5 protein-coding genes are annotated in these 22,820 nt (G+C 65.9%); 3 read left to right on the top strand and 2 right to left on the bottom strand.

From position 1 onward, the window contains the following. Window positions 1-11 precede the first annotated feature (11 nt). The gene (locus TSA1_RS19530) at window positions 12-1,001 is read left to right on the top strand and encodes a LysR family transcriptional regulator (protein ID WP_245448357.1); all 990 of its coding nucleotides are present in this window, start codon (window positions 12-14) and stop codon (window positions 999-1,001) included. On the opposite strand, the gene TSA1_RS19525 is transcribed toward TSA1_RS19530, so the two are convergent. Both TSA1_RS19525 and TSA1_RS19520 read right to left on the bottom strand, forming a co-directional pair. Continuing rightward, window positions 994-3,684 (bottom strand): hybrid sensor histidine kinase/response regulator, encoded by a 2,691-nt coding sequence (locus TSA1_RS19525; RefSeq protein ID WP_100177780.1) that lies wholly within the window; start codon window positions 3,682-3,684, stop codon window positions 994-996. The two genes, TSA1_RS19530 and TSA1_RS19525, sit on opposite strands and share 8 nt — an antisense overlap. Continuing rightward, on the bottom strand, window positions 3,681-4,712 hold the full coding sequence (locus TSA1_RS19520; protein ID WP_100177779.1) for an ABC transporter substrate-binding protein: 1,032 nt from the start codon (window positions 4,710-4,712) through the stop codon (window positions 3,681-3,683). Before TSA1_RS19520 ends, TSA1_RS19525 begins: the two co-directional genes overlap by 4 nt. Window positions 4,713-5,005: 293 nt before the next feature. Between TSA1_RS19520 and TSA1_RS19515 the strand changes: the two genes are divergently transcribed. Continuing rightward, on the top strand, window positions 5,006-5,755 hold the full coding sequence (locus TSA1_RS19515; protein WP_100177778.1) for a hypothetical protein: 750 nt from the start codon (window positions 5,006-5,008) through the stop codon (window positions 5,753-5,755). A 69-nt stretch (window positions 5,756-5,824) separates the two neighbouring features. Further along, window positions 5,825-22,810 (top strand): leukotoxin LktA family filamentous adhesin, encoded by a 16,986-nt coding sequence (locus TSA1_RS19510; protein WP_100177777.1) that lies wholly within the window; start codon window positions 5,825-5,827, stop codon window positions 22,808-22,810. Window positions 22,811-22,820: the final 10 nt, after the last annotated feature.

Here is a 22,820-nt window from a genome sequence, read left to right as displayed (position 1 = left end):
GCGAGAGTCAGATGCCGAAGCTCGCGAACGGGCATATCAGGACGGCCGAAATGGCAAAGGCTGCGCGCACGCTGCGTTACAATTGGGACGACGTGATCTTCTTCCTGGAGGTCGCACGTACCCGCAATCTCGTTCGCGCCGGCCAGAAGCTGAAGGTCGACCATACCACCGTCAGCCGGCGGGTGAGGGAGCTCGAACGCAGCCTCAACACCACGCTGTTCAAGCGCAGCAAGTCCGGCTTCGCCCTGACCGAGGCGGGCCTGCGGCTGCTCCAGTTCGCCGAAGGCATGGAGAACAACGCCAACGCCATCATCGAGACGGTGGTCGGCTCCGAGAAGGCGGACGCCGCCGGAGCGGTGCGCATCGCCGCCATGGAAGGCATCGGCAGCATGTATCTGACGAGCTGCATGGCCGCCTTCAGCAAGGCGTGGCCCTCGATCCAGGTCGAGCTGATCACCGATACACGCCTGCTCGACATGACGCGCCGCGAGGCCGACATCTTCATCAGCTTTTTCCGGCCGAAGGGACGGCGGCTCTCGGTCAAGAAGATCGGCGAGTTCCGGATCTTCCTCTACGCCTCCGATCCCTACTTGCAGCGTGCGGGAACCCCGGCGGATCTGAAGGACCTCGACAACCACGACTTCGTCGATTTCATCGACGAGCACATCCACATCAAGGAGAACCGCTGGCTGTCCGACATCCTGCGGCCGGCTCATGTCGTGTTTCGCAGCACCAGTCTCGTGTCCCAGTACATGGCTGCATCGAACGGGGTCGGAATTGCCATGTTGCCGTCCTATGTGGCGGCCCACAACAAGGATTTGCGTCCGATCCTGCCGAGCTATTTCTCCGTCCGCGACATCTGGCTCTCCGTTCACGAGGACCTGCTGCACATTGCCCGCATCAAGGCGGTCATGGGCTTTCTCGAGAAACGCGTCGCGGCCGATGCCGACTATCTGATGTCGGCGGCACATCCTGCGTCCGCCAGAGCACGTCCTAGCTGATCGGGAGCTGCTCGGCCGGCCCAAGCAAATCACTCAACGCACTCATCGATGCCTTCTGAAGCGCGGCGAGGTCTTGCGCGGCGCTCTGGCATTCAGACGCGGACAGCGCTGGTGCGGTCTCCTCGAGCTCGCGGCTGCGCTCGAACAGGCGGACGAGGCCGAGCGCGCCGGCGGCGCTGCCGAGCTGATGCGCGAGCCGCGCGAGGTGCTTGCGATCGCCGTTCGCTGCGGCCTTGGCGATGTCCGCGATCAGCTTGTCGCTGGTTTCTTGCAGCAGATGATGCAGCTTTGCGATCTGCGTCGGACCCAGCAACTCCTTCTGGTCGTCGAGAAAATGCCGGTCGATCAACGCGCCCGCGGCGAGTTGGGCTGTGGCCGGCGCGTCCGGGGTGTCCTCGATTGCCTCCCGGAGCGCGTTGATCAGGATCGGCTTGCTGACGACCTTGGCGATGCCGGCTGCGGCGAGCCGCTCCCGCGCGCTGCGCGACACATCGGCGGTCACGGCGATGATGCGCGGCATCCTCGGCAGGCCGAGCTTGCCGATCCGCGATGCCGCTTCCACGCCGTCCATGTCGGGCATGTGCAGGTCCATCAGGACGACGTCGAATGATTGATCGCGGGCCAGCGCGACGGCCGAGGCGCCGTTCCTAGCGATCGTGGCGCGGTGCCCGAGCCGGTTCAGAATCGCCTCGCCGACCTCGCAATTGACGGGATCGTCGTCGACCAGGAGCACGCGCAGCTGCCGCGACGGCGGCGGCAACGCGCCTTGCGCGATGCCGCTCGCGGCCAGCCCCAGCGGCACTTCGAGGGCGAAGGTGCTGCCCGCGCCCGGTGTGCTCTCGACCGTCAGCTCGCCGCGCATCAGGCGGCTGAGGCGGCGGGCGATGGCGAGGCCGAGGCCGGTGCCGCCGAACCGTCGTGCAACGCTGTCGTCGGCCTGGACGAAGTCCTCGAAGATCCGCTCGTGCATGTCGGGGGCGATGCCGATGCCGGTGTCGCGAACGGTGATGCGCAGCAGGATATGATCGTCGTGCTGCTCGGCCGCCGCGTTCACGGCGATCCCGCCCGATGGCGTGAACTTGATGGCGTTGCCGATCAGATTGAGCAGGATGCGATTGAGGCGGACCGGATCGCCGTGCGCGGCGGTGTTGACCGTCGCATCGCATGCGAGGTCGAAGGTCAGGCCCTTGTCGACCGCTTGCGGACGCATCAGGTCGGCGGCGGCCTCGATGAGCTGGTGGAGACGGAAGTCGCGCGTCTCCAGCATCTCGGTGCTGGCCTCGAGGCGGGCATATTCCAGCACCGCATCGACCAGCGCGATCAGCGTTTCGCCCGACGCGGCAGCGGTCGCGAGGTGGCGCCGCTGCGCGTCACCGAGGCTGCCGTCGTCGAGCAGTTGCAGCACGCCCATGACGCCGTTCAGCGGCGTGCGCAGCTCGTGGCTGACGACGGCGAGGAAGCGCGATTTGGTCTCGTTGGCCGCGACCGCCACGCTGCGCGCTCGCTCGGCGGCATCGTGCTCGGCAAGCGCGTGGTCGCGCGCCTTTTCCAGCTCCGAGGTACGCTCCACCACCTTGCGCTCGAGCGTCGCGTAGGAATAGCGCAACTGCGCGGCCATGCGGTTGAACTGGTCGCCGAGCGCTTCCAGCTCGTCGCCGGTCTTGATCGCGAGCCGCAGGCCGAGATCGCCGCTGCCGATCCGCCGCGCGCCCTGGGTCAGGAGCTGGATCGGCCCCGTCATGCGCCGGCTGAGAAAGAGAGAGACCAGCACCGCACCGATCAAGAGGACGACGAGCAGGAAGGTCGAACGGCCGATCGATGCATAGATCGGCGCATAGGCCTCGCTGAGCGGCAGCTCGACGAACACCAGCCAGCCGAGCGAGGGGACCGTCGCATAGGTCGAGAGCACGCGTTGACCGGTCAGATCCTCCTTGACCAATCCTCCCGAGGGCGGGCCCACGCCATCGAGCGCGGAGCGCACGTCCGGATGGCCGGAGAGATCGCTGCGCTGCAGGGCCCGCCACAAATCGGGATGCGCGATCAAGACTCCCATGCGATCGACCACATAGGCCTTGCCGGTGTTGCCGACCCTGATGCCGGCAACGAGGTCCCAGATGAAACGCAGATTGACCTCGGCGACGATCACGTTCGGATTGCGGCCGACGCCGCGCGTGGCGAGCGTCATGAACGGCTCGGTGTCGGCGAAGAAGTAGACCGGCCCGTAATAGGCGCGGCTTTCATTGGCGCCGCGAAAGGCGGGCGAGGCGGAAAGGTCGGTCTTGCTGCCGACCTTGTCTGCAACACGGCGGGACACGCGCAGCTGCTCCAGTCCTCGCGAGTCCAGCTCGGCGATTTCCGCAATCGCCGGCGAGAGGCGCAACAGACGGATGGCGTTCAGGCGCTCGTCTTCGTTGGTCGACAGCTCCGGCGGCAGGCGTGCGAGCCATCTGATCTGGTTCTCGATCTGGCCGACGAACTGGCCGATCTGAATCGCGGCGGAGGCTGCCTGCTCGCGCTGGGTTGCCGCCAGGAGCTGCTTCTGCTCGCGATAGGAGAACCAGACGTCGAAGCCGGTATTGATGGCGAGCGCCGCAAAGGCGAGGGCGACGATCGAGTAGAGATATTTGCGGAACAGCCGGCCGGGAGGCGTGCGCAAAGGTCCCTGGTCGGGCGTCTCGTTCACTCGCGAATCTCGTCGGCGCGCGCGAGCAGCGTGAACGGGATGGTCAATCCGAGTGTGCGCGCGACCGTGCGGTTGATCAGCAGCTCGTATTTCCGCGGCGATTGCACCGGCAGATCTCCGGCCTTGGTGCCGCGCAGGATGAGATCGACATAGTCGGCCGAGCGCACTTCCAGTGTCGGTCCATAGCTCATCAATCCGCCGGCATCCATGAAATAATGGAACGGATAGATCGTGGGCACGCGATACTTGTCGGCCGCCGCAATGACCGCCTGCCGGTTGACGACGAGGAAGCTGTCGACCAGCGCAATCATCGCCGCCTTGGGCGGTTCGGAGAAGCGCCTGACGGCGTCGTCGATGTCCGCAACCGCGTTGACGGGGGCGGCGACCGCAGACACCCCGGACTCGGCCGCCTCCTGCTCGATCGAGTCGAGGAAGAAGCGCCCGCCGCGAGGGGTGGTCGCGGGGTTGAAGAGGATGCCGACGCGGGCGATGTCAGGCACGGCTTCCCGGATCAGCTGCAGCCATTTGCCGCCCATCTCGGCCGTGCTGCTGGTGAAGCCGGTGACGTTGCCGCCGGGATGCGCCAGGCTTTCGACGAAGCCGTTGCCCACGGGATCGTTGGCGGTCGCGAACACGATTGGAATGGTCTTCGTTGCGGCAAGGACAGCTGCGGTCTCAATCGTCGATCCCGTCAGGATCACATCCGGCTGGAGTGCCAGCAGCTCCTGAATGGCCGCCTTCAACCGGTCGGGCGGGCCGAAGCTCGAACGGAGCTCGAGGCGGAAGTTGACGCCCTCGACCCAGCCGCGCTGCCTCAAGCCGGCGATGAGGCCGCCGAGGCGCGAGGTCGGGCTGTCGATCATGCTCCGCCTTGTCAGCTCGTCGTCGAGCGGCAATGCGGTCAAGGATGCGACGATCCGCATGCGATCCGACGTTGCGCCGAGCGCGATCCATCCTGCGGCACCTGCTCCCGCAAGGCGAATGAAGCCGCGGCGATCGACCGAGAAAGCGGAACGCCGTTCGGTCATGGAATTCTTTGCATATGGCTTGCCCCGGTTTGTTGCTTAGCGCGAACGGCCGGTGTCCACAATTGATCAAAAAATGCGCTTGTGAATGTTCATTCGCAGCGTTTGGCAGCCCGATACCGTATTCCTACGCAGCCAAAGAGTCGCTGTTTCGAACCTTGTCTCCTCGGTGGCGCCTTGTAACGCCTTGTGGCGTTGCAACATTTTCCGTCTCGGTTGCGGTGACGGTTCGGGGGAGCCGATTTCGCAGCTGCCGATTTTTGAAGCGTTGTTTCAAGTTGTTTCGAAGGTTTTCGATGCGCAAGATCTATCTCATTCCGGCCGTCGTCGGCCTGCTCACCTCCGTTGCTGCCGGGCCGCTCGCGGCTCAGGGCGCCGTGCCGAAGCAGAAGGCCGCGCCGGCCCCCAGGGCCGCTGCGGCTGGTGCTCCCGCTGCGGCCGGCACGCCCGTTGCCGCGGGGGCGCCGTCGGCCGAGGCGCCGGGCGCGGAGGACAAGAGCAAGGCGATCGACGGATTCCGCTCCGCCAAGTTCGGCATGAACGAGGCCGATGTACGCGCGGCGATGGCGAAGGATTTCAACGCCAAGCCCGACGCCATCAGGGCGCAGGACAACGCGGCCGAGCTGACGCACAGCATCCTGCTGTCCGTTCCGGAGTTGCTGCCGAACGGCGGCACCGCCGAGCTGTCCTACGTGTTCGGCTACAAGTCCAAGTCGCTGATCCAGGTCGGCGCGGTCTGGTCGAAGGGAACCGACGCCGCGATCACGCCGGAGAAGCTGTTCTCCAACGCCAACATCCTGCGCGCCCATTTCATGGGTGAAGGCTTCAAGCCCGATTCCATCGCGGTCAACATGCCCGTCGCCGGCGGCATCGTGATGTTCCGCGGCAGCGACGCCAAGGATCGCTCGGTGATCCTGCTGCTGCAGGGCACGTTCGAGAACAAGGAGAACAACCAGCGTGTGCTGACCCCGACCAGCCTGCTGCTGTTCTACGTCGCCGACGCCAAGAGCCCCGACATCTTCAAGCTGCCGCCCGGCCAGTTCTGATGCCCGGATCGCACGACATTCTCCCACCCGGTTGTGGATCGGCGCCAATGCCGATGAAGAGGATCTGACATGCGCGGACCATCTGCGGCGCGAGACGATGACGAGCTGACGACGTTGCGGAAGCTTTCGCGCTTTCGTTCGATGTCGCTGCTCTGCGCAATGCAGATGGTCTTCCTGCCGGTGTACAGCGTCCGCGTCCGGGCGCAGACGGCCAACGTCATCCTCCCGGACGGACGCACCGGAACGTCCCTGCAGACCTCCGGCAGCGTCACCAATGTCACGACGTCGACGGTCTCGGGCAACAGTGCCTTCAACTCGTTCTCGCAGTTCAGCGTCGGGCAGGGCAACACCGTCAATCTGCAGCTGCCGACGGGGACGCAAAATCTCGTCAACATCGTTCGCGACGCGCCGGTCTACGTCAACGGCACGCTGAACTCCTACATGAACGGCGCGATCGGCGGTAACGTCTATTTCGCCGATCCCAAGGGTTTCGTGGTCGGTCGCAGCGGCGTGGTCAATGTCGGCAGTCTCAACGTCTCGACGCCGACGCGCGAGTTCACCGACAGCCTGATCGGCGCGGGCGGGCAGATCAACCAGTCGGCGGTCGGCAATTTGATGGCGGGCTCGTTCCCGGTCTCGCCTGACGGCAACATCCGCATCTACGGCCGCGTCAATGCGATCGACGGCGTCCGCCTGACCGGGCAGAACGTCTTCGTCGGCGGCGCCAGCCAGCGCGACATCGCCAATCTCGACCACGCCGCGAAGTTCGCGGCCTCCGTCAATTCCAAGGGCCTGCGCAGCGCCAGCGCGATCACCGTCAGCAACGGCTCGATCCATATCGGCGCCGTCAACAACGCCCGCGTCAACGGACGCCTGACAGCGCGCAGCAAGACCTCGACGCCGAGCAACATCACGGTGCAGGCCGGCAACAACATCGAGATCGGCAAGAACGCCCGGCTGAACATTGCCAGCAAGACCGGCGATGCCGGCGAGATCCGCCTGAAAGCGGCGCAGAATCTGACGGTGACGGGTGGGGCCAGGTTCAACGCCAGCGCGAAGACCGGCAATGCCGGCCTCGTCGATTTCAGCGCGAACGGGGTGATCGACATCGGCCAAGGCATCAAGGTCAACCTCGCCGCGCCGAACGGCAAGGCGGGCACGCTTCTGATTGATCCGACCGACCTCGTGGTTGGTGATGCCGCCCAGGGCGATACCGGCGTGACGCTGTCGAACAGCTCCGTCGCGGCTGCGATCAACGGGCTCAGCGCCGGTGCCACCTACCTCATCCAGGCAGACAACTCGGTCACGCTGGCGGCCCACGCGGTGGTCGATACCCGTCGTCTCGATGCCAATGGTTATTCGACGGGCAATGCCAACGACATCCGGATAGAGGCGCGGATAATCGATATCCAGAACGGCGCGCAAATTCTCGCGCAGGCCGTCAACGCCGCCAGCACGCATTACACCAGCGGCAATGTGACGCTCGCGGCGACGGCGAGCGACAGCAAGCTGTCGGGCCAAGCCACTGCGACGTCGGGAATTACGGTCGACGGCCGGATCACCGGCGGTGACATCACGATCGCATCGGTCTCGACGGCGTCGTCCAGCTTTACGAGCTCGGTCCCTGGCCTCTTTACGCTGGTGGGCACCACGCTCGCGGCCTCGATGCTCGGCATCAACGGCGGCTACGTGGCCGCGAGCGCCACCGCGACGGTTAATATCAACGGCAACGCCAACATCAACGGCACCGGCAACGTCTCCATCGCCTCGCATGGTTCGGAGACGGCGCAGGATCCGGCGATTGCGAGCACCTTGATCGGCGGCTCGCCGATCGGCGCCGCCGCTGTCGTCGGCAAGATCGACGGCAATGTCAGCACCAATGTTGCCTCCGGCGCCACGATCAGCGCAGGCGGCAACCTCGGCATCCACGCCATCAACGATGCAACGTTGGCCGTTACCGCGGTCGCAGCGACCTCCAGCGCGCAATTCGTCGAGACGGTGGCCTATTCCACCGGCTCGGTCTCGACCACGGCCAATGTCGGGACCGGCGCGAACCTTTCCGTCGGCACCGTGAATGCATCCGGCAACTCGCTGACAGTGCGGGCGATCAACAACAACTCGTTCTCGACCGGCGCCACGTCGGTTGCGCTGAGCACGCCGACCGCCAGCGGTGGTGTTGGCGGGGCGCTCGCGATCAGCGACGTCACCACATCCGCAAACGCGAAGCTCGGCTCGTCGCTGGGCACCAGCGCGTCGTCGCGGATGAACGGCTCCGTTCTGGTCGAGGCGACCTCGAACACGACGAGCAACTCGACCATGGCGTCGACCATTGTCGGTACGCCGGCCCTGGTCGGCGCGATCCAGGAGTTCTTGGTCTCCAGCCCCAGCCTGACGGGGATGATGGCTCAGCAGATGGTCTCGCTGATGCCGGTGGACTTCAATTTCAAGGCCGCCGGTGCGCTGTCGCTGGCCAACAGCACCGAAAACGCGACGGCATCGATCGGCCAGAATCCGAGCGGCGGCGCGCCGAGCCTTTATGTCAGCGGCAACGTCGCGGTCGTCAGCACTCTCATCGATCGGGGCGTGCGCAGCAATGCGACGGCTTCCGCGATCACCAAGGACGTTACCAGCGGCGAGGGCGTCGCGATCAGCGCGGCGGTCGCCTGGGGCAATTTCAACCACAATTCCAACGCCTATATCGGCAGCGGCACCACCGTCAACGCGGCCAACATCGCCGTTGACGCCACCACCTCGATGCCGATCACCAATACCTGGCTGAAGTGGGACGGACTGACCGAGGTCCTCGGCCATCTCAACGGCAATCTCGGCGTTGGCGGCAATATCCTGACGAGCTATGCCAACGCTACGGCCGACGCCGGCGACACGATCGGTATCGCCGGCTCGCTGAACCATTTCGTCGTGAACAACAACACGACGGCGTGGGTGGCCGGCAGCGCGAGTCTGACCGCGACTTGCACCACCGCGGCCTGCGGCAGCAGCTGGTCCGCGACGGTCAACAACGGTGACGTCCACACCTACGACACCAGCATCCAGATCGCGGCGACCACGACCACGGCCTCGATCGACGCGGCCGGCAATGTCGGTACGCTCGGCTTCCTGCCCGGCAACACGTCGGGCGGCTCCTCGGTCGGCGGCGCGCTCAATCTCGTTCAGTTCAACACCAGGACCATCGCCGGCATCTCGGACGGCGCGACGGTGCGGGCGGCGGACGATATCGCCGTCAACGCCATCACCTCCGATCAGTTCATTGCGGTTGCTCCGACGTCCGGCAAGGCTGCGGGCGCCCTGGCGCTCAACGGCATCACCTCGCTCGGCTTCCTCAACAACACGACTCATGCCTCGATATCGAGCCAGGCAACCGTCTACGCTCCGACGGTCGGAATCCTGGCGCAGCAGGACCTGTCGGTCATCACGCTGGCGGGGGCAATGAGCCGGAACACCAGCGGCGGTTCGGCCGTCGGATTGGCGGTCGCCTATCTCGGTGCAAACACCGACACGTCGGCCTATATCGGCGACAATCATTCCGATATCAGGCCCGGTCCCTTCAGCGCCGACGATCCGTTCGCCGGCAATGGCGGCGGCAGCGGGGCCGTCAACGTCGACAATCTCACGATCAGTGCGACCACGTCCGGACGCATCACGACCGCAGCGGTCGCGGCTTCGATCTCCGAGCCGCAGGCCTCCAGTTTCTCGGACAAGGCGGGAGCCGCCGGTGCAGGTGCGACCGGCGGGGCCGCCGGCGTGGCGACGGCCGCGAGCAAGATCGGCTCGAGCTCGGGCTCGAGCACCGACGGTTTCAGTATCGATCTCGCCGGCAGTTCGTCGATCGGCGACGTCGCGCTCGGCACCAGCGCCTATATCAGGAACACGACGGTCAACAAGTACACGACGGCTGGCACCGTCACGACCAGCACGATCGTTCAGGCCCTGAACGACACGATGCTCAACAGTGGCTCCGGTTCGGCGGCACTCAATCTGGCCGGGGCATCCGCCCAGGGAGCTGCGATCGGCGGTGCCATTGCCGCGGCGATGTCGAACAACGCGACGCTCGCCTACATCTACGGCACCACCATGAACAACCAGAGTTCGGTGACGGTTCAGGCGCTCAACGGCGGCTCGGAGACCATCGTCGCCATCGGCGTGGCGGGATCGAAATCCAACGCGGCCTCGCTGTCGGCCTCGGTCGGCATCATCACGGACAGCGCCAACGCCTATATCGAGAGCTCGACGATCACGGGCCAGGCGACCGGCGTCAATCGCGCGCTCGAGGTCGACGCCTATCAGACCACGAACATCGCGATCGGCGGCGGCTCGCTCTATATCTCGGGCGGCCAGGCCGGCGTCGGCATCGGGCTGACCTATGCGTCGATCGGCGATCCCACCGGCGGCAACGCGACCGACGCGCATATCCGCAGCACAGGGATCTCGAACTACGACAGCCTGCTGGTGCTGGCCGACAGCGCCAGCGTGATTGCGGCTGGTGCGGCCTCGGGCGGGGGAGGGGCCAGCGCCAACAGCCTTGCCGGCGCCGTCGTCGTCAGCGAGATCACGCCGACCACCACGGCCTACATCAACAGCGGCTCGACGGTGAGCATCAATGTCGGCCGCGTGACGGTGCTGGCGGACAGCGGCGCGGTGTCGGCGCTTGACACCGCGCTCGGCAATCTCGTCAGGAAGTCGAACAACAATCATCTCGCCACGGATACCTGCACGGTCGCCGGCGGCACGGGCGGGCAGAACTGCATCGACTTCAGCGCGGCTGCGCTCAACGACGGCACGGGCAACGGTCCGGGCGCCAGCATCGTCTCCGTTGCGGGCCTGATCCAGGCCGGCAAGAACAATGTCGGCGCCTCGATCGTCTACAACACCGTTGCGACGACGCACTCGGCCTATATCGCCAATGTGCTGATGACGGCCGGCAGCAACGGCAATGTCAGCGTGAGCGCGGTCGATTCTTCCAAGATCCAGGCGGTCACGATCGGCTTCGGTCTCGCGACCGGACAGTTTGCGGGCGTGGGAGGCACCACGATCAGCTCGATCGGAAACACCGTCTCGGCGGCCATCGGCAACAATTTGTCCAGCACGACGCAATCGAGCGTCACGGCCAAGAACATTTCCGTCAACGCGACCGACAATTCCAGCATCACCGGAACCGCCGCGATCGCGGGCGCCTCGACGCAAGGCAGCGCCGCGGGCTTGGCGCTGGTCTACAGCAGCATCGCCAACAATGTCAGCGCCGGCGTCACCGGCTCCAAGCTGACCGCATCCGGTAGCGTCGCCGTCGGTGCGAATTCGAATGCCGCCATCTTGACTGTCGCCGTCGGCATTGCGATGTCCTCGCAGGTTGGGCTCGCCGGTTCGGTCGCCACCAATCTGATGGGGACCAACGTCACCGCCAACATCACTGCCGCCGGCACCAACGGCATCAACGGAGCCGATGTCACGGCCACCAACAATGTCGGCGTGGTCGCTGGCAACAACGATAAGGCGGCCGTGTTCGCCGGCGCCCTGTCGATCAGCAAGGGCGCGGCCGGCGGCGCGGGTTCGCTGGTGACCAACCAGATCACCGGAACCACCGCCGCCTACATCGCGGGAGTGAACACCAGGGTCGACGCGCTCGGGACCAGCAGCACCGATACGCTGTCGGTCAACAACGGCACGCTCGTCCATGCCTTCGATCTCGGCACGGCCCACGCGCCGACCGACACCACGCCCGACCTCACCGAGAACCAGGACGTCCTGCGCGGCCTTGCCGTGGTCGCGAGCTCGCACCAGGCGGCCGTGACCAACGTCGCGTCGGTCGCCGCGAGCGGCGGCATCTCGATCATGATCAACCCGATCACCAACGTGATGAGCGGGGCGACACGAGCCTATATCGACAGCGCGTCCATCGACACGCGTCTGACCTCGTCGACGCTCAAGCCGCAGATCGAGGTGGCCGCGTCGAGCTTCTCCTATTCCGGCGCGTTCGGCGCTGGCATCGCCTACGGCAGCAGCGGCGGCGGTGGCGCGACGATTGTCTCGACGACGATGTCGCGCGAAACTTTCGCCTATGTCACCAATGCCACGGTCGGCGGCGTCCAGTCGTCGAGCGAGACGGTCGGCGCCGTGACCGTGAAGGCCAATGCAGAACAGGATGCATCCTCGATTGCGATCGGCTTCAACACCGGCTCGGTCGGCCTGAACGTCTTCCAGGCGACCACGGAAGCCTATGTCGACGGCGGCGCGCTGACCGCTTCGTCGCTGACGGTCAACGCCAACAACAGCACCGGCATCTTCTCCGCGAACGGCTCCGGCGCCTATGGCAGCCAGGCCGCGATCGGCGCCGCGTTCCTGGTCCAGGTCTCCTCGAACCGGACGCTGGCCTATGTCGGCGATGAGTTCCGCTATCAGGGCAACGGCGCCGCGCACACCACCGCGCTCAATTTGAGCGGCGCGCTCGACGTCGAGGCCAAGACCAAGAACCGCTTCGAGGCCTATGCCATCGGCGGCGCGCTCTCGACCGGCACCGCCGCGATCGCCGGGATGGCGAACATCGAGATCGCCAACAACACCACCATCGCCGGCGTCTACGACACCACGCTGCAGGGGGTGACGGGCGGCGCGGCCGGCGCGGTCACGGTCAACGCCAACGAGGACGTCGCGATCAAGGAGATCGCGGGCGCGCTCGCGGTCGGCGCCAGCGGAGGAGGGGTCGGCGTCGGTGCCGCCGCCAACGTGATCAGTTTCAAGAGCCGGACCGTCGCGGAGAGCTGGAACAGCAATCTGAACTCGTCAGGCGCGATCAACGTCAATGCGCTCAGCACCAAGGAGGTGCTGTCCTACGCGGTCACCGCCGGCATTGGCGGCAGCGTCGGCATCGGCGCGACTGTCGGCGTCATCATCATCGGCACCAACACCGCCGACGCCGACACCCAGGGCCAGCAGACCGGCCAGCTCAATCAGGGTGGCAACGGCACCATCGCATCCGTCAACAGCGGCACCAGCAACACGCATGGCAGTGGTGCGGTCGCCAGCGGCACCGCCGGCAATCCGAACAGTGCCAATGTCAGCTCGACTTACGATGTCAGCAGTGTGCTGAGCGGGGGCAACGACGCCGTCGTCGCGCAGATCGCGGGCGGCAACGTCACGGGCACGCAGGTCAATGTCGCTGCCACCAGCGCCAATGCGGCCAAGATGTATCTGCTCGGCGCCGGCTTTGCGAAGAATCTCGGCATCGGGGCCGGCATCGGCTACACCAGCGTCAACAGCACCGTGCTCGCGAATCTCAGCGACTACGGACGCAACGGCTCCGGCGTGCTGGTGGCGGCAGATACACCTTTGGCCGTCTCGTCGCCGTCCGTCACTGTTACGGCCGTCGTCAAGGACGCCAATACCGGCCCCTATAGTGGCAAGACCATCGATACCGAGGCGATCGCCGGCGGTGCGGCGCTCTACTTCGGCGCTCAGGCCGCCGTGGCGGTCGGCAATGTCAGCAACTCCGTGGTGGCCCTGCTCGGCGGCCAGATCACCGGCGCGAGCGGCACCGGCAATGGCGCCGCCGTCATGGCGCAGGATTCGACGACCCAAGTGGTCTTCACCGGCGGCGTCACCGGCGGCGCCGTGGCGGTCGGCGCATCGGTCGCAACGGCAAGCCGAACGAGCTCGGTCGCCGCGCGGGTGCTGAACGGCTCCACCGTCAACGTCGCGACTCTGGCAGTTGGAGCAAGCGGGGCGGGCACGTTGACGACGACGGCAACCGCACTCGGCGGCGGCATCGTCGCCGGCGTGGGCGCGGATGCGGAGGCTCATGAGAACTCGTCCGTGCTGGCGGAGATCGGCAGCAGTGCCTCGATCACGACGTCCGCGGCCGGCGCCGGTACGCTGGTCTCGGCGTCCATCACGCCCAATCTTGCAAGCGAGGCGATCGGTGTTTCGGTCGGCGGCGCTGCCGTCGGCGTTGCCATCGCCAAGTCCACGGTCGGCGCCACGGTGACGGCCGATGTCGGCGACAACGCCAGCTTCTCAGGCGGTGCGCTCGCGGTGACCGCCATGGCGCTGGTTCCGACCAGTGGCACCACGACCTGGGCCAAGGCGCTCGCAGGCGGCGGCGGTTCGCTGATCGGCGCGCAGGGCAGCCTGGCCGTGGCGTCCGAAAACGCGACGGTCAACGCCTATGGCGGGACGGGGATCCGGCTGCCGAACGCCAACGTCACCATCGCAGCCGAGAACGACAGCGCCCAGTACGCCGAGGGGACCGGCCTTTCGAGCGGGTTCCTGGCGCTCGGCGCGACCGTCGCGCAGACATCGTCCAGCGCACACACCTATGCCTATCTGGGTGCGCCGGCGGACATGGATAATCTCAACCACGGCAATTATACCGGCATCCTCCGGATCACGGCCACCGGTACCGATACCAACGTCTCCAACGCGACGGTCGGCGCCGGTGGCACCTATGCCGGCGCCGCGGCGGTCGCCACCACGAGCTCGACCGCCGTGACGAACGCGCGGTTCGACGGCGGCACGGCGGACGACACGATCTATCTCGGCGGCCTGACGATCAAGGCGACGCACACCACGAACTACGCGGCCAGCGGCGACGCCTATCAGGCGTCCACGGCGGGCGTTTCCGCCGGAAAGGCGAGAAATGAGGTCGATTCCACCACCACGGCGGACGTAGGGACGCATCTGATCATCAACTCGGCGGCCGGCGACATGGTCGTCATCGCCAACGACATCGTCAATCAGGCCGGAGGCGGCGCGCGATCGGGCTCGGGCGGCTCGTTCTCGGGAGCGGCGGCGCTGAGCGAGTCCTTCGTGACCCAGCGCGTCACCACCAATATCGGCGCCGGCACGGTGCTGAGCCTCAACGACGATCCCAGGACCTCGACCGCGGTGATCAACATCGAGGCCTACAACACGCTGAACACCAACGATACCGCGAGCCTCGCTACCGCCAGCTTCTTCGCCGGCGGCGGCGCCGAATCCAACATGACGGCGAATGCCACGCTCGCGGTCAACATCAACGCCCGCGAGCTGTTCAGCGCCGGCAAGATCTATGTCGGCACGGCCGCGAAGATGGCGGCGGCCAACAACGCCAATGCCAGCCTCTACGGCGCGATCGCGGGCGTCGGCGCCAGCACCAACAGCTGGGTTCACGCCAACCAGTCCGTCAATGTCGGCGACAACGCGAAGATCGTGGCCTGGCGTGACATCACCATGTATGCCGGCCTGTCCGGTGACGGCACCGTCTTCAGCAGCATCCAGGCGACGGCAACCACGGTGGTCTACAACAACACCGCCATTCCGATCTCAACGCTCTATCGCGGCACGGCCAATGCCGACGACACCACCAGCCTGACGCTGGCCCCGACCTCGAGCGTGCTCGGCGCGCGCGACATCTATCTCGGCGCCACGCAGGGCCAGGTCACGGCCACCGGCAACGGCAGCAACTACAATCCGTATCTCGATATCTTCAGCGCCAAGAACAGCGACAACCACAGCCACACCAGCGGAACCGGGGATGTCGCGCTCAACGGCCTGGTGGTGGCGGGCATCAACAACGACGTCACGATCACGATCGAGCTCGGCGCGGGCACGCCGACCCTGAGCACGACGAGCCCTTACTCCGCGCTGACCCTGGAGTCCGTCTCCGACGTCAATCACTTCAGCCCGGTGATGAGCTGGAACCATCAGACGGTCCAATACGCCATCGTCGGCAACTTCAATCCCTACCAGCTGGTGGTCAACCAGCTGGCATCGCTGACCGGCCTCACCGAGGGGCAGGTCCGCGCCCAGCTCGCGGCGGCGACGCCGACGGCGCCCGCCAGCATGTCGCCGTCCGGCACCGATCCGACCGGCGACATCCAACGGCAGATCGACACCTTGATCAAGCAGGCGCCGTTCACCTCCGACGCGCCCGGTAACGCCTTCGCGTTCGGCGACATCCTGGTGTCCGCCGGCAACGTCTCGATCCTGGCGCAGAAGCTCACCGGAAACAGCGGCACCAATCCTGCCGCGCCCGCGGTGATCGCGCGCAGCTCGCCATTGATCAAGATCGAGAACAAGGGCCTCGACTTCATGAGCCTGGGCAACCTCACGGTCACCGAGGTGACCGGAGGTAACATCACCTATCGCCAGATCGACCATGTCGACCCGGATTCGCACTCCAACGTGACCTTCACCGCGATGCCGAGCGCGACGCCGGTCATCGACGTCTCCGCCACCTACAACCGTCTGGATCCTGACTCCGGTCAAGGCATCGACCAGAACGGCAACGTGCTGACCCGCACGCCCGACATCTATTTCAACGGCGCCGTCAACAACGCCAACGGCCTGCTCAAGATCATCAACAATCTCGGCAGTGTCGTCGCATCGCAGTCGCTCAGTGCCGCGACCGTCCAGATCGTGGTGCCCAAGGGCACCTTCACCTTCCTCGGCGGTATCGGGAGCTTCTACGACAGCGGCAGCGCGGTCACCTCGCAATGGGCCACCACTGAAGACAGGCCCGAAGACGCGCTGACGGCAGTGATGACGGCGGCGACCTATCTCGGCGCCTACGGCGACTACTATACGGCTCCGCATATCGCTTCGGGAACCGATCACCCCTATTTCTACTATTGCTGCACCGACGGCAGCCACGGCGTGTATCAACCCGTCGGCAACGCCGACGCCAGCACGATCTTCACCGCGCGCATGCTGATGACGTTCTACGACGGCACCTCGCTCTATTCGTCGATCTTCCTGCCGATGGGCCAGGGCGCGCCCGGCAACGGCAATCCCAACGCCGGCAGCGTACCGAGCGTCAGCACGCTCCAGCAGATCGAGGGGCCGACCAGTCAGGTCATCTCGACTGCGCCGTGGGAGAAAACGACCTATGACGGGCGGAACGTCTACGCGGATAGCGGTCCGTACAAGACGCCGTTCAACTGCGCGGGCTGCTCGGCCTTCTTCCAGGTCATCAACATCCAGCCGGATGCGATCACGGCGAAGACCGCGGATACGCCGGCCACCGCGACGTCCACTCGGACGATCACCGGACAGGCGGTGATCATCTCGGCGTCGGTGATCAACATCAACGGCACCATCCAGGCCGGCTCCAGCAGCAATTACTCGGTCAACATCGGCGCCGCGGCGTACGATGCCATCTATGGCAGCAACGGCCTCAAGAACCGCAACGGCGGCGCGGACTTTGCCGCGGCCCAGGCCAATGCGCGCAACGGCGTCTATTACGACATCTCGGGCTCCGTGACGGCGTCGGCCAGCGGCGACGCCAAGATCGGGGTCAGGTACAACGCTCTGACCGACCAGCTCATCCTGAACGGTGTTGCGCAGGGTGCCGGCGGCTACGTCTATCTGAACGGCAAGATCATCTCGACATCGACCGACAACACCCAGACGCAAGGAAACATCGAGATCAAAGGTGGCGCCGGCACGGTCACGGTCAACAACACCAGCGGGCTTGCGCTCGTCACCAACGCCATCAATACCACCGCCACCGCCCAGAGCGTGGTCGAGATCGTCGACCAGCTCCAGGGCAAGACGACGTGGTATGTCTACGATCCCAAGGCCGCGAGTAACCAGCAGGTAACGAAATACGAGACCAACAGCGTCACTGCGGCCGCGATCGACCCGTCGATGCTGACAGCCCGGACTGGCACGGCCGGTATCCAGTACGCGACGCAGGCGAACATGCTCTACCAGTGGGTCGACACCGCCACGGTGGATCGACCGACGAACAGCACGCAGTTCGACTACGGCTGGCACTTCACGCCCAATCAGACCACCGGGGAGAACTGGACCCGCTCGATCAGCCTGGTTTCGGGTACGCAGGCCAGCAACTACCAGAAGGTCACCACCGCCACCGGCAGCTATCACTGGGCCGACGGCGTAGACTCGCACGGCAACATCAATCCGCTCAACACCCACCCCGAAAAGTGCTGCGGCGCGGACGCCCAGTACAATTGGTACCAGGCGATCTATGATCATCTGACGCTCACTCTGACCAACACCGTCAAGGCGTCGAACCCGATCAACATCAAGTTCACCGGCGGCAGTAGCAGCGACGTCGTGGTCAATTCGACCTCCGGCATCGTCATCAACGGGTCGATCAACAACCAACAGGGCGCGACGACGCTCGCCGCCACCGGCGCCAACTCGACGATCACGGTCGGCGCCAATGCCAACAACCCGGTGATCTCGGGGACGAGCGTGACGCTTCGGGGTGACGGCGGCATCGGCACGCTCGGCACCACCAAGGCGCCCGTCCAGGTGCAGCTCTATGGCGGCAGCCTGACTGCCAGCTCGATCGACCGCGACATCGCGATCTCGGGCATCGGCGCGCTGTCGATCAACCAGGTCAAGGTGAATTCCGCGGGCGCCACGCCGCAGGGCAACGTCTTCCTGTCGGCGACCGGCGACATCAACTCGGCTTCCGCCTACAACGTCGCCAACCCGGTCGTGATCGGCAAGAATATCGAGATCAACTCCACGTCCGGTGCGATCGGCGCGACGAGCGCCGTCGTCAACAACGCCTCCACCCTGACCAATATCAATCCGCTGGTGATCCAGGCGACGGGGACGGTTCAGGCCAGCGGCGCCGTCGATGGCGGCGTGCTCGACAGTGCCTCGGCCACCGGCACCTACATCATCCAGTCCAAGGGCGACCTGCGCCTCGGCACGATCCAGTCGACCGGCGGTCCGGTGTTCCTGGAGGCTGCCGGCTCCGACGGCAACCAGGCCAGCATCCTGAACGGCCGAGCGGCGGTCGGCCTCACCCAGGCGCAGAGCCAGCATCTGCAGGACGTCTGGACCAGCCTCGACCTGCTCAGCGGCAACGCCGCCACCAACGCCGTCAACAGCTACCAGGCGATGGTGACGTCGGCCTACAACGACTACTTCCAGCTCAGGAACATCGCCTTCCCGAACGGCAGCACCTATGCGCCGACTTCGGTCGGCCTGACGGTGCTGCGGGCGCAGGTGGCTGCCAAGCTCGGCATCGATCCCGCGAACGTCTCGACGACGGACATGAAGGTCGAGGCCACTACGCGGTTCCTGCGAGATCAGTTCCTGCTCGGCAAGATCACCACCGACGAGCTCAAGAGCTCGCTGACGACCTTGCTTGGCAGTGCTCCTTCGGATCCGCTGGGGACGGTGTTCGGCAGCTCGCTGTCGACGACGCTGTTCACGAAGCTGTTCGAAGGCGTCTCGACGGCCAATCAGCGCATGCCCACCAACACGGCGCTGCTGACGGCGCTGAACACCTACAATGCGAACTATAGCTACACGCTCGCATCGACCGAGCGGGTCTACGGCGTCATCACAGCGGGCGCGCAATGGACGCAGAGCCAGCTGGCCTATACCGTGTCGTCGTCGTCGATTGGCGCCGCGCCGCCGCCGATCGACGAGAACGTCATCGCCAATGTCAGCGCCAACCAGATCATGCTCTACGCGCCGCGCGGCTCGGTCGGCAATTCGGCGGCGCCCCAGACCTTCACCTTCACCAGCGTCGATGCCTCGTCGCTGACGCCGGAGCAGAGGACATTGCTGTCCTCGGCCGGTCCCGGCCAGCTCACCGTCGGCGCGGTGACGGACCCGACCACTCATGTCACGACCTATACCGTCAGCCTGTCGCAGCAGAACCTCGTTGTCGTCGACAACCCGATCGCGATCTCGGCGAAGGCGCTGACCAATATTTATCTGGGCAGCAAGAACAGCCTCTCGCTCGGCGGCGTCACCGCGAATTACGGCCCGATCACGGCTGCGCAAGCCAACGGCATCCAGGTGACTGGCCGCGGCGACGTCAAGCTCGACGCCGTCAGCAGCATCTCCGCCAATGTGGGTGGGGCCGTGATCTCAGGCGATATCGCCAACCTGACCCTGATCGCCGAGCGTGGCAATGTCGGCGCTCCCTCGGGAACCGCCGGGAGCAATCCCGCGACCAACCCGAACGCGATCCAGATCGCGTTCGCCGACCCCGCCAACGACCAGCTCGATCACGTGTCGTCGGCGCAAGGCATCTACGTGAAGCAGACCACCGGCGATCTGATCCTCGGCAACATCTCCGCCGCCAATGCGATCCAGCTCGCGGCGACCGGCAGCATCTACGCCGAAGCCGACTTCACGGACCGGAGCGCGATCCACGTTCTGGGCACCGATCTCGACCTGCGCGCCGGCGGCAGCATCGGCTTCAACGGCGGGGCCTTCCAGCCGCTGCAGGTGAACATCTCGGGCGCAGTGACCGGCTCGTCGGTCGGCGATCTCAGCATTCTCGCGGTGACCGGTGATCTCGCGGTCGGCACCAGCGGCCCCTATGGGACGCTGACCGCCGGCGGCGCCCTGACGCTGAACGTGGCGCGCGGCGCGCTCACCATCAATACTGGCATCACCAGCGACGGCCTGATGCAACTGCTCGCCAACCGCGGCATGAGCTTCGCGGCCGGCACCAGCGCGGCGCCGGTGGTTGCGACGAGCAGTACGGGCGGCGTGACGCTGGTCGCCGCGACGCTGTCGATGGGGGCCTATTCGGCCATCAACGCGCCCGGATTGATCTCGGTGACGACGACCGGCGACGCGACCATCGGCCAGCTGAATTCGTCGCTGTCCTATGCGGCCGCTTCGAACACGCCGTCGATCGTCGTCACCGCGGGCGGCGTCGCCTCGCTCGGTGCGATCATCGACAATGGCGACGGCCAGACCAAGTTCGTCGCCTCCGGCGCGGGCGCCGAACTGTCGCTGAGCGCATCGAACGGCATCGGCAACGCGACCAGCCGGTTCATCCTCAACGCCACGCGACTGTCGGCGAGTGCCAGCGCCGGCGACATCTACGTGAAGGTTCTGACCGACACCGAGGTGAGCCTGCTGTCCGCAGCGAAGGGCAATGTCGATATCATCGGCACTGGCGAGCTGACGCTGGCCCAGGTGCTGGCGGGCACCGCGACCGGCGCGAGCGGATCGTTCAGCGCCGTCACCAACAACGGCAGCATCGTCATCGGCACCGCCGACAGCAGCGGCTCGCAGATGGTTCATGCCAGCGGGAACGTGACGTTCAAATCGCTCGCAGCCGTCGGCAACAGCGGCGATGCCGGCAACATCGACGTCACCGCCGACACCGGCTTCATCCTGGCCCAGACCGTGGTTTCGGGCGGCGTGACCACGCTCGGCTCGGTCTCGGCCCATGGCTCGGCGAGCCTGCTTGCCGCCACGACCATCACGGGCAACAATTTCGCCGCCACGACCGGCTCCGGATTGCTGACGGCCAACGGTGGCCCGATCAACTGGAATGTCCTCAATGCCGGGACGACGCTGGGCGCGACGGCGGGGCAGGGCAGCATCACTTTCCAGACCGCGCAGAGCGGGGGCACGCAGACCCTCCGCGCCCGCGACAACGTCACGTTCAACGCGCTGACCACGACCGGCATCAACGGCGATGCCGGCAACATCAACGTCACCGCCGACACCGGCTTCATCCTGGCCCAGACGGTGGCGTCCGGCGGCGCGACGGGCCAAGGCTCGGTCTCGGCTCATGGTTCGGCGACCCTGCTTGCCGCCACGACCATCACGGGCAACACGCTTGCCGCCACGACCGGCTCCGGCCTGCTGACGGCCAATGGCGGCCCGATCAACTGGAACGTCCTCAATGTCGGGACGACGTTGGGCGCGACCGCGGGGCAGGGCAGCATCACCTTCCAGACCGCGCAGAGCGGGGGCACGCAGACCCTCCACGCCCGCGACAACGTCACCTTCAACGCGCTGACCGCGACCGGCATCAATGGTGATGCCGGCAGCGTCAACGTCAACGCGGACAACGGTTTCATCCTCGCGCAGACAGTGACATCGGGCGGCGCGCCGACGCTGGGCTCGGTCTCGGCCAACGGTTCGGCCAGGTTGATCGCGGCGGGCGCCAACACCGGTCATAGCCTCACGGCCTCGACCGGCAATGCGGTCCTCAGCGGCACGGTCGTTCGTTGGGATAATCTCAACGCCGGCGGCACGCTCGACGTCACCGCGACGACGGGAGGGATTACCGTCGGCACCGCCATCAGCGGCGGCACGCAGACCCTGCACGCCGTGAACGACATCGTCTTCAGCCAGCTCACCACGACGGGAATCCCGGGCGATGCGGGCGACCTCAACGCCACGTCCGACACCGGCTCGCTGCGTGGCGGGTCGATCTCCGCCCACGGCGATACGCATTTCCAGGTCGCCGGATCGGTCGCGTTCGACCGGATCAGCGGCAACGTCGTCAAGATGCGGTCGTCGGGTGATCTGACGATCAACTGGGTCAGCGTCGTGAGCGAGCTCGATCTCGCGGCCGACACGATCAACGTCAGGGGCGAGCAGGTCCGGTCAAATCCGGCGATCCCGCTGGTCATGAACATCACCGGCTACAACGGCGGCGTTGCCAAATATGCCAACGTCTCGATCGACCCTGACAGCATCATCGTCAATCAGTTCAGGGCGGTGGATGCGAATTTCTGGACCGACGCGCACACCGTCTCGATCCTCAACGGCTACGTGCCGGGCCAGCTGATGCTCACCACGGCGACCCAGCAGGTGTTGCTCAACAACCGCACGCCGGCGCCGTCGAACTGGCCGACGCTCCAGCTCTACCAGCCGGGCGGTGTGTTCACGATGAGCCAGGCCGGCAACGCCAATGTCAGCAACGCCTATGTGGTGTTCTATACCGGCGGCGTCTCCGCGACCGTCACCAATTACGGACCGAGCCACACCTGCTGCAACGACTTCACCGGCGCCAGCATGATGCGGAACATTGCGGTCGACGGCGAGGGCAAGGAGAGCATCGAGGCCTGGCTCGCGAAGAAGGACGGCGGAACGTTCTACCAGCTCGGCCTCTCCGGCCAGGCGCGGCTCGATGCGCTGCTGATGCCGCGGCCGGTCGAGGCCGTCGGCTCCGGCCCCGCCGTCAACATCGAGGGACTGAGCGACATGCGCAAGCTGCGCCAGAAGGGGCAGCGTGCGGGTCGCGCGGGCTGGAAGGACGCGGCGATCGAGACGGCGAGCCCGGCGATTGGCCGTCTTGCCGAGGCATGGTAATCGGATTCGG

Origin of the sequence: Bradyrhizobium nitroreducens (genome assembly GCF_002776695.1) — a bacterium.
Classification (GTDB): Bacteria; Pseudomonadota; Alphaproteobacteria; order Rhizobiales; family Xanthobacteraceae; genus Bradyrhizobium; species Bradyrhizobium nitroreducens.
The sequence above is the reverse complement of the archived record's forward strand: the minus strand, read 5'-3'. Positions and strand labels throughout refer to the sequence as shown.